The sequence below is a fragment of the Leifsonia sp. L25 genome, from assembly GCF_050632895.1.
In genome coordinates, this window is record NZ_JBODRZ010000004.1 from 558,745 (window position 1) to 571,074 (window position 12,330).

At 70.5% G+C, this 12,330-nt stretch carries 9 protein-coding genes and 6 pseudogenes; 5 read left to right on the forward strand and 10 right to left on the reverse strand.

The window, feature by feature from the left end; all coding sequences use genetic code 11:
- The first annotated feature begins 2 nt into the window (after window positions 1-2).
- Window positions 3-1,351: pseudogene (mmsB, locus tag ACRAWC_RS23975) on the forward strand (multiple monosaccharide ABC transporter permease).
- 53 nt (window positions 1,352-1,404) lie between these two features.
- Window positions 1,405-2,500, forward strand: a pseudogene (locus ACRAWC_RS23980) (substrate-binding domain-containing protein).
- A 114-nt stretch (window positions 2,501-2,614) separates the two neighbouring features.
- Here ACRAWC_RS23980 and ACRAWC_RS23985 read toward each other — a convergent pair.
- From ACRAWC_RS23985 to ACRAWC_RS24010, 6 genes and pseudogenes are all read right to left on the reverse strand, one after another.
- Window positions 2,615-3,070 (reverse strand): hypothetical protein, encoded by a 456-nt coding sequence (locus tag ACRAWC_RS23985; RefSeq protein ID WP_431349837.1) that lies wholly within the window; start codon window positions 3,068-3,070, stop codon window positions 2,615-2,617.
- Window positions 3,071-3,074: 4 nt separating this feature from the next.
- Window positions 3,075-4,043 (reverse strand): DUF3800 domain-containing protein, encoded by a 969-nt coding sequence (locus tag ACRAWC_RS23990; protein WP_431349838.1) that lies wholly within the window; start codon window positions 4,041-4,043, stop codon window positions 3,075-3,077.
- A 164-nt stretch (window positions 4,044-4,207) separates the two neighbouring features.
- Window positions 4,208-5,147, reverse strand: a pseudogene (locus ACRAWC_RS23995) (S1C family serine protease).
- A gap of 62 nt (window positions 5,148-5,209) precedes the next feature.
- A complete protein-coding gene (locus ACRAWC_RS24000; protein WP_431246178.1) occupies window positions 5,210-5,515 on the reverse strand; it encodes an AzlD domain-containing protein in 306 nt (101 codons plus the stop codon).
- Window positions 5,512-6,180 carry an AzlC family ABC transporter permease gene (locus tag ACRAWC_RS24005; RefSeq protein ID WP_431349985.1) on the reverse strand — a complete coding sequence of 223 codons (669 nt, stop codon included), beginning with the start codon at window positions 6,178-6,180 and terminating at the stop codon, window positions 5,512-5,514. Before ACRAWC_RS24005 ends, ACRAWC_RS24000 begins: the two co-directional genes overlap by 4 nt.
- Window positions 6,072-6,830, reverse strand: coding sequence for a TetR/AcrR family transcriptional regulator (locus tag ACRAWC_RS24010; RefSeq protein ID WP_431349839.1), 759 nt, complete (start codon window positions 6,828-6,830; stop codon window positions 6,072-6,074). Before ACRAWC_RS24010 ends, ACRAWC_RS24005 begins: the two co-directional genes overlap by 109 nt.
- Window positions 6,831-6,919: 89 nt before the next feature.
- Here ACRAWC_RS24010 and ACRAWC_RS24015 point away from each other — a divergent pair, with 89 nt between their 5' ends.
- Window positions 6,920-8,173: an MFS transporter gene (locus ACRAWC_RS24015; RefSeq protein WP_431246180.1), complete on the forward strand. Its 1,254-nt coding sequence runs from the start codon at window positions 6,920-6,922 to the stop codon at window positions 8,171-8,173.
- Here the strand turns inward: ACRAWC_RS24015 and ACRAWC_RS24020 are convergent.
- Both ACRAWC_RS24020 and ACRAWC_RS24025 read right to left on the reverse strand, forming a co-directional pair.
- Window positions 8,157-9,173, reverse strand: a pseudogene (locus ACRAWC_RS24020) (NADPH:quinone reductase). The gene ACRAWC_RS24015 and the pseudogene ACRAWC_RS24020 sit on opposite strands and share 17 nt — an antisense overlap.
- Window positions 9,174-9,229: 56 nt before the next feature.
- Window positions 9,230-10,425 (reverse strand): annotated as a pseudogene (locus ACRAWC_RS24025) (MarP family serine protease).
- Window positions 10,426-10,551: 126 nt separating this feature from the next.
- Here ACRAWC_RS24025 and ACRAWC_RS24030 point away from each other — a divergent pair.
- Window positions 10,552-10,695 carry a hypothetical protein gene (locus tag ACRAWC_RS24030; RefSeq protein WP_431246183.1) on the forward strand — a complete coding sequence of 48 codons (144 nt, stop codon included), beginning with the start codon at window positions 10,552-10,554 and terminating at the stop codon, window positions 10,693-10,695.
- Here ACRAWC_RS24030 and ACRAWC_RS24035 read toward each other — a convergent pair.
- Complete coding sequence (locus ACRAWC_RS24035; RefSeq protein ID WP_431219641.1) at window positions 10,692-10,835, reverse strand: hypothetical protein; 144 nt, start codon at window positions 10,833-10,835, stop codon at window positions 10,692-10,694. The genes ACRAWC_RS24030 and ACRAWC_RS24035 overlap by 4 nt on opposite strands.
- A gap of 204 nt (window positions 10,836-11,039) precedes the next feature.
- On the opposite strand from ACRAWC_RS24035, the gene ACRAWC_RS24040 reads away from it, so the two are divergent.
- Window positions 11,040-11,204 carry a hypothetical protein gene (locus ACRAWC_RS24040; RefSeq protein WP_431349840.1) on the forward strand — a complete coding sequence of 55 codons (165 nt, stop codon included), beginning with the start codon at window positions 11,040-11,042 and terminating at the stop codon, window positions 11,202-11,204.
- A gap of 29 nt (window positions 11,205-11,233) precedes the next feature.
- Here ACRAWC_RS24040 and ACRAWC_RS24045 read toward each other — a convergent pair.
- Window positions 11,234-12,102: pseudogene (locus tag ACRAWC_RS24045) on the reverse strand (DUF1775 domain-containing protein); the annotation flags it as partial.
- Between the last annotated feature and the right edge of the window lie 228 nt (window positions 12,103-12,330).

Sequence of the window (12,330 nt, forward strand, 5' to 3'; positions counted from 1 at the left end):
CCATGAGCCAGCAGACGCTTGAGAAGAAGAAGTCCGGAGGAATCCGCGACCTCGGCATGATGTTCGGCGGCGGGCAGTCCACGGGCCGCCAGTTCGGCATCCTGGGCGCGCTCGTCGTCATCATCGTGCTGTTCTGCCAGATCCTCGACCGGGGGCAAGACCCTCGAGCCGGTGAACCTGATCAACCTGGTCAATCAGAACGTCTACGTCCTGATCCTGGCCATCGGCATGGTCATGATCATCATCGCGGGTCACATCGACCTGTCGGTCGGATCGGTCGCCGCCCTGGTGGGCATCATCGTCGCCAAGTCGATGACCGACTGGAACGTGCCGTGGCCGCTCGCCATCGTGCTCGGCCTCCTCGTGGGCGTCGCTGATCGGCGCCTGGCAGGGCTGGTGGGTCGCCTACGTCGGCGTCCCCGCCTTCATCGTGACGCTGGCCGGCATGCTCATCTTCCGCGGCCTCAACCAGCTGATCGGCAACGCGAACACCATCCCGGTGCCCGACGGCTTCACCTACATCGGCGGCGGCTTCCTCCCCGAGTGGGGCCCCGACACCGGCTTCAACAACTCCACGCTGCTGCTCGGCCTGATCATCGCGGTCGTCATCGCGCTGATGGAGGTGCGGACCCGCCGCAAGCAGACCAAGATGGGCTCCGAGAAGGCGCCGCTCTGGGTCAGCGTGTTCAAGGTCGTCATCCTCGACGCGGTCGTGGTCTACGCCGCGGTGCTGTTCGGCAGCGGCCGTGTCGGCACCTCGTTCCCCGTCGCCGGTGTCATCCTCGGCGTGCTGATCATCCTCTACTCGTTCATCACCCGGAACACGATCTTCGGTCGCCACATCTACGCGGTCGGCGGCAACTGGCACGCGGCCGAGCTCTCGGGCGTGAAGATCCGCCGCATCAACTTCTTCGTGATGATGAACATGTCGGTGCTCGCCGCGCTCGCCGGCATGATCGCCGTCGCCCGCTCGGTCTCCTCCGGCCCGCAGGACGGCCTCGGCTGGGAGCTCGACGCGATCGCGGCTGTCTTCATCGGTGGCGCCGCCGTCTCCGGCGGTATCGGCACCGTCGCCGGGTCCATCATCGGTGGTCTGGTCATCGCCGTTTTGAACAACGGTCTGCAGCTGCTCGGCGTCACCTCGGACAAGGTCCAGATCATCAAGGGCCTGGTCCTGCTCATCGCGGTCGGCATCGACGTCTACTCGAAGCGTCGCGGCGGACCGTCGCTGATCGGCAGGATGTTCAACCGCGACCGCACGCAGCGCTCCGACGCCGAGGCGCAGGAGCAGCCGGCCGTGCTGCCGACCGGCGACCAGGCCGAGGACACCTCGCGCTCCCTCACCAACTGACGACTTCCGTTTCCCACCCTGCAACACACCACACACAGAGAAAGTAGATAGCAATGCGCAAAATCGCACTCGCGACAGTGGCCGTCGCAGCTGCCGCCGCGCTCGCCCTGACCGGCTGCTCCGGCGGAGCCGCAGCGGCTCGGGCGGCTCGTCCGCGTCGGGCTTCGACAAGGGCGCCACCATCGGCGTCGCCCTCCCGACCAAGACGTCGGAGAACTGGGTTCTGGCCGGTGGCCTCTTCGAGGACGGCCTCAAGTCGGCCGGCTTCAAGGGCGACGTGCAGTACGCCGGTGGCTCGGGTGTCTCCGACCAGCAGTCGCAGATCCAGTCGATGATCACGAACGGCGCCAAGGTCGTCATCATCGGCGCCGTCGACGGCGGCCAGCTCGCCGCGCAGGCCAAGGCCGCGCACGACGCCGGCGCGACGGTCATCGCGTACGACCGCCTCATCCTCAACACCAAGGATGTCGACTACTACGTCGCGTACGACAACGAGAAGGTCGGCGAGCTGCAGGGCCAGGCCCTGCTCGACGGCATGGCGAAGAAGTACCCGGGCAAGAAGAACTTCAACATCGAGCTCTTCTCCGGTTCGCCCGACGACGCCAACTCCAAGGTCTTCTTCGACGGTGCCATGAAGGTGCTCGAGCCGAAGATCAAGGACGGCACGCTGAAGGTCGTCTCCGGCCAGACCGACATCAAGCAGACCTCCACCCAGGGCTGGCTGCCGGCGAACGCGCAGACCCGCATGGACACCCTGCTGGCCGCGAACTACGGTTCGACCGAGCTCGACGGCGTCCTCTCGCCGAACGACACCCTGGCCCGCGCCATCATCACCTCGGTGAAGGGTGCAGGCAAGCCGGTCCCGATCGTCACCGGTCAGGACTCGGAGGCCGAGTCGGTCAAGTCCATCATGGCGGGCGAGCAGTACTCGACCATCAACAAGGACACCCGCAACCTGGTCAAGCAGGCCATCACCATGGTCGAGGACCTGCAGCAGGGCAAGAAGCCCGAGATCAACGACGACAAGTCGGTACGACAAGCGGCAAGAAGGTCGTCCTGGCCTGCCTGCTGAAGCCGGTCATCGTCACCAAGGAGAACGCGGCGGAGGCGTACGCCAACGACCCGACCCTGGAGCCGCTGACCAAGTAACTCCCGTTCGCACAGGTCGATGTGAACAACGAAAGGGCCCGGAGCGATTCGCTCCGGGCCCTTCCGATCCGTCCCCCGACAGGATCGGTCCCCCCTGGCCGAGACAACAGCAGGTTAGGACGCGCCCTGCAGCTGCGGCATCCGGGCTGGCACGGATTTGCGTGCGTTGCCTGCATTGAGAGGTGCGGACGCGTTCGCCGGGACCGACGCGGCCGCCTGCCGGCGCCGGGCCGCACGGTAGAAGCGGACCAGCTCCGCCGCTGCCGGGCGCTGAGCCGCCATGGCCGCGGCATCCGTGCGTCGCGCGGCCATGCGATGGCGCCAGGACTCCGCGGCGCACCGGTGGTCCCACGCGGCGGCGGCCGCGGCCTCCAGCGTCCGGCACCAGCCGATGAGCTCCCGCCCCTCGGACGTCGGCGCCCACGTGACCACGCGGAACCAGACGTCCGGCCGGTTCGGGTCGCCGGACCCGAACCGCCGGATGACCCCGTACGGCGACCCGAGCGCTCCCTGGCGGAGCAGCCACTCGGCGGGCTGCGCATTCGCCACCGGGTGCCAGGATGCGCTCACGACGTCACGCTACGGGCGGCCGCCGACATGACGCTTGCTCTGACGTCGCTGGTGGTGGCCCTACTTGGCGCCTCGCTCTGCAGCGGCCTTGATCCTGCGAAGCACGGCCGGATCGAATGCCTCGCCGACGAGACGACCGGACGGGCGGGGATGGACGACGCGCTCGCTCCGAAGGATTTCCAGAGTGATTCAGATCTCTCACGCTCCGATGCCATAGATGGAGCTTCGATTCGTGTGTGAAGCCGCCGCGCACCGACGGCATGGCCCCCGGGCTGGCCACCCAGCTGTAAGACGAATTCTGCACCAGCTGGTAGTCGATCGCCCGTCCGACGCATGCTGCTACCCAGTCGGCGAATTGGATGTTCGAACTGAGCACGCTGTCGACGTGCATCGGCGGTTCGATGATTCTCCTCATCTCGGGGTAATCCCCGGATCGGCCGAGGATATGCCCGTACATCGCGGGCAGCCGTTCGGCTCGCGTCTTCTCGTTTATCTGGTCGACCATGACCATGACGTTGGACGCTTGCGCCTCGGCATGCCGGGCGACCCGATTGAGCGCCTCCCTCATTGCGGCGGTTTCGCGATCTGTGACCACGAGACCGGTCTGCTTCGGCGTGCCGAGTGGCTTCTCATCGGCATAGAAGAACAGCCGTCCTCCCAGGGCCCTCAAGCGCCTGACGAGTCCGTTGAACACGCGCAAGTGCTGAGGAAAGCGGTCGGGAGTGTCCGGCCTGAACAAGCTAGCGCCCTTCTTCTCCCATCGCCCCGGGTGCGTCGCTTCGCGGAGCTCGGCTGCGAACAAGGAACGTTTGTCTTCGTTGAACAGGCTTCCAAAGTGTCTGGCTTCGCTCTCGGGGATCACGAACCCTGCGTAGCCGAACGCGGGGCTGGTGTTGTAGCGCTGATGCTCGCGACTGATGAACGCCCCGGGTTCCCCGATCTCGTCGATGTAGGAAAGCAGCACGTCGATCATTATCGCCAACGCAGAAACCCACGCCGTGGCGTAGGTTTCTCGAATCGGCGCTCGGGGAACTCTTTCATCCCTAGCTACCACTACGGATCGTACGTAACTCGGGTGTTATCTGCAAGATTGGCCGCGCCATAGGGGTCCGATTGCGGTCATAGCCGCGCACGCGGTCAGGCGACGAGCTCCTGCGGCAGCATCACCACATCCACCAGCGCTCCGTTGCGCCAGAGGGTCAGTTCCATGCGGCGGCCGATGGCGCGTTCGACCATGAGCCGCTGCAGGCCGGTCCGGGTCGGTGACGGGCACGCCGTCGAGCGACACGACGATGTCGCCGGGGCGCGCGCCCGCCTCCGCGGCGGGGCTGCCGGCCACCACGGTCGCGATGCGGATGCCCATCGGCGAGCCGACCTTCGCCGCCGCCTCGGGGCTCAGGCGCACCTTCGTGCCCGCGACGCCGAGCCACGCCCGGCGCACGCGTCCGGCCGTCGTCAGCGCCTCGACGATCTCGAGGGTGGAGCTGTTGATCGGCACGGCCAGCCCGAGTCCGACGCCCGCGACGGCCGTGTTCACGCCGACCATCCGCCCGGCGCTGTCCGCGAGCACGCCGCCGCTGTTGCCCGGGTTGAGGGCCGCATCCGTCTGGATCACCTCGTCGATCACCCGGCCGGACGCGGTGGGCAGCGACCGCCCGAGGGCGGAGACGATCCCCGCGGTGACGCTGCCGGCGAGGCCCAGCGGGTTGCCGAGCGCCACCACGAGCTGACCGACGCGCAGGCGTGCCGCATCGCCGAGCCGCAGGGGAGGGGGCGTCGCCCCGCGGGCGCGGAGCACCGCGAGGTCGGAGAGCGGATCGGCGCCGGCGAGGTCGGCCGCCACCGTACTGCCGTCGGCGAAGGTCAGCTCGACCGCGGACGCACCGGCGACGACGTGCGCGCTCGTCAGCAGGTGGCCGTCGGCGCTGATGACGGAGGCGCTGCCGGCGCCGGCTCCCGCCCGCGTCCGGACGGACACGGCGGCGACCGACGGGAGCACGGTCTCGGCGACGCGCACGACGGCGGCCGAGTACGCATCGAGCGCCGCCCGGTCGTCCACCTCATCCCTGTCGTCCATGCCGACAGTGTCACCCCGAAGAGTACGCGGGAGGGTGCGAATTCGCCCTGGGCGGACGGCGTTCAGAAGAAGAGGCGGATGAGCGCGGCGACGACGGCCGCCGCCGGAACGACCACGATGAACGGCACCCGGAGGGCGTAGAGGCCGGCTGCGATCGCCACGGCCGGGAGGCGCGCGTCGAGGTGCAATGACTGCCCGGCGCCGAGCGTCTGCACGCAGATGAGCGCGGCGAGGAGGGCGGCGGTCAGCAGGTCGCTGATGCGCGCGACGGTCGGGTGGTCGAGCGCTTTCGGGGGCACCAGCCAGCCGACCGCTTTGAGCGCGAGCACGGCGATGGAGCCGAGCAGGATGACGTGCCAGGTGGTCACGGCTCCACCTCCCGCTCCATCGGGATCGCCTCGGGATGCGGCGGGTCGTCACGCCGCCCGAGGACGTTGAGGGCGCCGAGCACGATCGCGACGACCGCCGCCGCGAGCACCGGGAGGCCGGGCATCAGGAAGGGCGTCAGCAGCGTCGCCACGAAGCCGCCCGCGACGGCGACCGCTTGCGTCTGCCGGGCCTTCAGCCGGGGCCAGAGCAGGCCGAGGAGCGCGGCCGCGGCAGCCGCATCCAATCCGTACGCCTTCACGTCTCCGATCAGGTTGCCGAGCAGCGCGCCGGCCAGGGTCATGATGTTCCAGCCGATGAAGACGACGAGGCCGGTCACCCAGAAGCCGATGCGCTGGGCCCGCGGCTCGGTCTGCGCCGTCGCCACGGCGGTCGACTCGTCGATGGTCAGCTGCGTCGCGGCGGCGCGGCGCCAGAAGCCCGGACCGATGATCCGGGACAGACGCAGGGCGTAGAAGGAGTTGCGGACGCCGAGCAGGGCGGCGCTCGCGATGGCCGTGCCGCCGGCCGCAGCCCCGCCCGAGGCGAGGATGCCGATCAGCGCGAACTGCGATCCGCCGCTGAACATGACGAGGCTGAGCACGCACGCCTGCCAGACGTCCAGACCGGAGGCCGTCGCGAGGGCGCCGAACGAGATCCCGTACAGGGCGGTCGCGATGCCGACGGCCCAGCCGGAGCAGGCCGCCGCGCGTTCCTCGCTGGTCCGTTCCTGGCGCATCGCCTCCCGACACTACCGGGTGCGCGCCCGCTCAGTGGAACAGGCGGGGAGACCAGGTGCTCGGCGATCGAGTCATCCAGCGTCCACGGCAGGAAGATGACACGGTAGATGACCGGCGCGATGACGACATCGAGGATGTCGTCCGCGGTGACGCCGGAGTCGGGGTAGCGGTCGAGGAGCAGGTTCGCCTCGACCCGCCGATTGCGCAGGCAGTAGGACTGCTGCTCGCCGGCGGCCGAGGCGCCGCCGCGGAGGAGGGCCGCGTTGACCGGCTTGCGATAGTGCTCGACGATCTCCCGCGTCCATGCGGTCAGGTCGGCGCGGAGGTCGCCGTTGGCGGGGAGCGGGCGTTCCGGGTCGAGGCGGTAGGTGGCGATGTCGTTGATGAGGGTCGGCAGATCGCCCCAGCGGCGGTAGATGCTGGTCGGGTTGACGCCGGCCCGTTCGGCGATCATCGGGACGGTGACCTTCTCCTGGCCCTTCTCCTCGACGAGCTCCTCGACGGCGGTCCGCACGTTGTGGATGACCGCTGCGCTGCGGCCGCCTGTGCGCCGGGCGGGAGTGGTCGTGGATTCCATGGGAATAGCTTAAAGCAAATTCTGTTGCTTTATCTGAGCAATCGCTCTATAGTCGCAAAAAGCAATCAGAATTGCTTTAAGGAGCCGACATGACCACAGCCGAAGACACCCGCACCGGCGGCATCCTCGCCGTCCGGCCGACGCCGTCTGCACGCCGCACCCGTGGCTTGCGCCTGCGCCCGGTGGCCGCGTTCGCCGGCACGTCCCTCGCGTTCGTCGCCGTCGCGCTCGCCGTGGGCGCCCCGAGCCCGCTCTTCGTGCTGTACGAACAGGAGTGGGGCTTCCAGCCGTGGCTGCTGACCGTAGCCTTCGCCATCTACGCAGTGACCCTGCTGATCACACTGCTCATCGCCGGCTCGCTCTCCGACCACATCGGACGGCGTCCCGTGCTGATCGGAGCGCTGGCGCTGCAGGTGGTCGCCATGCTGATCTTCCTGTTCGCGCCCGACATCGGCTGGATCATCGGCGCTCGCTCGGTTCAGGGCGTCGCCACCGGCGCCGCGATGAGCACATTCACCGCCGCCCTGGTGGAGCTGGCGCCCGAGCGCCAGAAGAAGCTGGGCGCCACCATCGGCAGCACGGCGCCGGTCGGCGGCATCGCGGTCGGCGCGTTCCTGACCGGCCTCGCGGTGCAGTTCGTCCCGCAGCCGACCACGCTCGTGTTCGTCGCCCTCGCGCTGCTGTTCGCGGCCGGGATCCTCGTCATCATCGCATCGCCCGAGACCGTGCAGCGCCGCCCCGGGGCCGCGCGGTCGCTGATCCCTCGCCTCCTCGTCCCGCGCGCCGCGCGCAGCGAGTTCCTCGGGGCGATCCCGCTCTTCCTCGCCACGTGGATGCTGGCCGGCCTGTTCATCGGGCTGTCGCCGTCCATCCTGCACGGCGTGTTCCACCTCGACAGCGGTCTGCTCAACGGCGCGATCGTCGCCGCACCGCCCGCAGTGGGCGCCACCGCCGGGCTGCTGCTCACGCGGGCGCCGGCGCGCCGGACCGTGGTGTGGTCGATGGCCGCCATCGTGCTCGGCGTCGCCGTCGCCGCGGTGGGGATCGCCGGGGCCATCCTGCCGCTGCTGTTCGCCGGGGCGGTCATCGCCGGGGGCGGGTTCGGCGCCGGCTTCTCGGGGATGCTGCGCATCCTGGCGCCGCTCGCGCCGAACGACCAGCGCGCGGAGCTCTTCGCCGCGGTGTTCCTGGTCAGCTACCTCGCGTACGGCCTCCCGGCGCTGGTCGCCGGGGAGCTGATCGGCACGATCGGCCTGCTGCCGACCGCGCTCGGCTACTCCGCCGCGATCGCGATCGCATCGGTCGTCGCCCTCGTCGTTCAGGCGCTCAGATCACGTCGATGAGCACCTTGCCCACGACGCCGTCCTCCACGGCGTCGTGGGCCGCCGCCGTCTGATCCAGGAGAAAGCGGGTGATCGGGAGGCCGTGTTCGGCGCCCACGCGCGGGGCCCCGTCGGCCGCGGCGGCCGCGACGGCGCGCACCGCCGCATCCTTCGTCCCGTCGTCCACCGTGTAGGTGAGCACGAACTGCCAGCGCAGGTTCTTCGACATGCTGGGCCGCACCGGGATGGTCACGGAGTCCTGCCCCGGTGCGTCTGCGTAGCTCGCGATGGTGGCGTTCGCGCCGGCGACCTTGACGTCGAGTTCGGCGTTCGCGATGACGTTGACCTCCACCACGATGTCCACGCCGCGCGGGGCCAGCGCCCCGATCGCCTGCGCGGTGTCCAGGTCGGTGTAATCGACGACGTGGTGGGCGCCGGCGGCCCGCGCAAGCTGCACCTTGTCGTGGCTGCTGACGGTTGCGATCACGGTCGCGCCGGCCCACCGCGAGCTGGATGGCCGCGTGGCCCACCGCGCCCGCGCCGCCGGCGACCAGCACGGTGCGACCGTCCAGTGAGCCAGGGCCAGCTCCGCCGGCGCGTGCTCGTAGGCGGTCAGCGCCCGGTGGGCGGTCAGGGCCGGGATGCCGAACGACGCGCCCTCGTCGAAGCTCACGTCATCGGGCAGGGCGACCACGTGCCGGACCGGGAGCACCACGAGCTCCTGCGCCGTGCCGTCCGGGCGCTGGTAGGCCGCATCCCACACCCACACCCGGTCGCCGGGCGCGAACGCGGTGACCCCGTCTCCCACCTCGTCGACCACTCCGGCGCCGTCCTGGTTCGGGACCTGCGGCCGGGGCAGCTCCCTCGAGCCGCTGCCGCGCCGGGCCTTCCAGTCGGTCGGGTTGACGCCCGAGACGTGGATGCGCACGCGCACCTCGCCGGGGCCGGCGTGCGGCTCCTCCCGCTCGCCGAGGGTGAGGACGCCGGAGTCGCCGGTGCTGGAGTAGCTGACAGCCTTCATGGCACCAGCCAACCATGAGCGGCGCCGCCGGGCGAGCGGCCCACGGACGTCGCGAGTCAGCCGGCCGAGCAGGCGCCCGAGCTGATCGGCGCCGAGCCGACCGATGAGAGCACCGGCCGGAGCTCGGTGAGCGTCAGCGCGTAGCCGGTGTCGCCGTCGGTCGCGCTGCGGGCGAAGACGACACCCGCGACCTGGCCGTTGCCGTCGAGCAGCGGGCCGCCCGAGTTGCCGGGGCGCACGACGCCGCGCAGCGAGTAGATGTCTCGGTCGACGCTGCCGCTCTGGTAGATGTCCGTGCCGCGGGCGGTGACCCGGTCGCGCACCCGCTGCGGCGAGACGGTGAACGGACCGTTGCCGGGGTAGCCGGCGGCGTAGGCGGCGGCCCCGCCGTGAGATCGGGGCCGATGTCGAGCGCCGGGGCGTTGAGGTCGGTCACGTCGAGCACGGCGAGGTCGCGCGACGGGTCGAAGGCCACGAGGGTGGCGCGGTCGACGGTGCCGCTTCCGGCCTCCCGGACGACGACGGAGGACGCTCCGGCCACCACGTGCGCGTTGGTCACGACGCGACCGCGCTGCACGACCCATCCGCTGCCCTCGGAGTCGACCCCGCAGGCGGGCTTCGAGGCGAGCACCGTCACGACCGACTGCTGTGAGTTCGCGACCGCCGCCGGCACGGACGCGTCGGGTTCGGGCACGGCCCGGATCGGCTCGCCGCCCTCGAAGACCTTCGGCAGCCCGGCGCCGGCCAGAGCGTCGTCCACCGCGCCGAGGACCGTGGAGGACGGCAGCGGAGCCATTCCGTCGAGGGTCGCGACGACCCGCGACGAGTTCGCGGCCTGCACGACGGTCGCGAGGCCCGTCGCCATGGCGAAGCCGGCGAGCAGCCAGACGACGACCGCCCAGGTCAGGAGGCCGAGCACAGCGCCGATCAGAGAGTCCAGCCAGCGGATGGGGCCGTGCCGCAGCAGCTTGCCGACGATGCTCGCCAGCGCACCGACCAGCGCGTACACGACGCCGGCGCAGACCAGGATGACGATCGCGGCCACCACGGAGCGCTCCGTGACCGCGCCGTACCCGTTGGAGGCGGTCCAGCCGACGACGAGCGGGGCGAGCGTCAGGCCCAGCCACAGGCCCAGTCCCAGCCCGATCAGGGTTCCGGCCGAACGGATGGCGCCCTTGCTCCACCCTGCGGCGATCGCGATGATGGCGAGCACCACGAGCACGACGTCGACCACGATCTCCACGCGCCCCACCCTGCCCCACGAGACTGTGCGACTGCTCAACCCCGCGTGAGCATCCTCTGCTCGCGGACCCCTGTCGGCGGTCGCGTCGAAGACTACCGTCCGCTTTCACAGCCCATCCGCGACGAAGGAGGCACCATGTCGGATCCCCGGGCCAACGGCGACGACGAGCGCGAGGACCTCGCGCCGGGCGAACGTCAGTACACGAGTGCGGATCTGACGGCGCACGACCCCGAGGAGGGGCAGCTCGACGAGTCAGGCGACCGGGCCTCCGGCGACTAGAGCCGCCCGTCCTCCTCGTCGCCGTCGTCCACGGATTCCGGGGCGGGCTGCTGGACCGGCACGATGTCGGGATCCATCTGCTCCTCCGGGACGACGTCCGGGAAGTCGGTTGCCTGCTGTTCGCTGGTCTGTCTGGCCATGGGCGAACGCTACGCCTGCGGCGGGGGCGAGGATAGCCCCTCACACCCCGTCGTCGGGCGGAGTCGCGCCGTCCGATGGCGTCCGCCGCGCGGTGAGAAGCACGATGACCACGCCGATCACCGCCAGCACGACGATCGCGATCGCGATGCCGATGACCAGGCCCAGGTCGGTGCCGTTCGACGCCGGGGCGGTCGGCCTGCGCCGTGGACGCGCTGGCCGCCGGGGGAGCGGTGGAGACGGTTGCGCCGCTCGACGAGGACGCGCTCGGGGTCGAGGGTGCACCGCAGGGCGAGGCCTCCGTTCCCTTCGCGGCGGCCGTGCCGGCGGGCGGCTGGTATGTGAAGGCGTACGACGACGAGACCGTGTGACCATCCGCAGAGACGATCTGGTACGTGACCGTGTAGCTGCCGGCGTCTCCGAGCGCCACGGGTGCGCTGAGCTTCGTGTCCGCGGCGGTCGCGCAGCCGGTCTCGAAGTGGCGTGCAGCGGACCCCGGCCCGGTGACGGTCAGCAGGTTCGTCGATCCGTTGCCGGAGAGATCCAGCACCCGGTCGTTGAACGTCACCGTCACGGCCTGCAGCGGGGTGGTGACGGTGGAGTCGGCGGCCGGGTCGCTGCCCACCACGTAGTCGTGCGCATCCGCCGCTCCCGCGGGGCCAGCGCGATGGCGGCGGCCGCTGCGATGGCGGCGGCCGCGGCGAGCATCCTGTTCCTCATCGCTGCACCACGCTCGGCGCCGCGACCGACGCGGGTCAGGGCGAACACCGCGATCACGAGGGCGATCGCGCCGAGCGCCAGCCCGCCGACGGCGAGGGCCAGGGAGACGACCGTCGAGGTCGTGCCGGCGGCAGCCGACTGCGGCGATGGCGCAGCCGTCGCGACCAGGGGCGGGCGTGCTCCCCTCCGAGGGCGCGGGGTCGTCGATGTAGAGGGTGGGTGCGGGATGCTCGGGCTCCGGCCCCCCGACGCGGGATGTCGGCTGGTCCCAGTCCACCACCGAGCCGTCGGAGTAGTACTGGTGGGTCGGCAGGACGACGGAGCCGGTCTCGGCACCGCGCCGGCCGAGATGGTGAAGCGCTGGAACTGGCCGGGAGCGACCTGCACGCCGCCGGCCGCCGTCCACGTGACGCGCACGGGCGCCTCGGTGATCGTGCCGTCGTCCGTCTTCACGGGTTTCGCGAGCTTCTCGGTGTCGACCGTGGTGGTCCATCCCGCGAGCGGCAGGTAGCTCACCGACGTGAACGGTGTCGCCGTGGGCAGGTCCACGACCAGCTTGACCGTTCCGCGCGGTCGCGGACTCGGTCGGAACTTTGAACGTCAGATCGGTGTAGCTGCCCGGCGTCGCCCGGTCGGGGTCGACGTGGATGTGGGCGCTCGCGGCGAGCGGCGCGCCCGCCAGGAGCAGAGCGGTGGATGCCGCCGCGACGGACGCGGCGAACGTGGACTTCTTCATGGTTTTCCCTCAGAGCGTCGGATCGTCGATGAGCGCGGGCG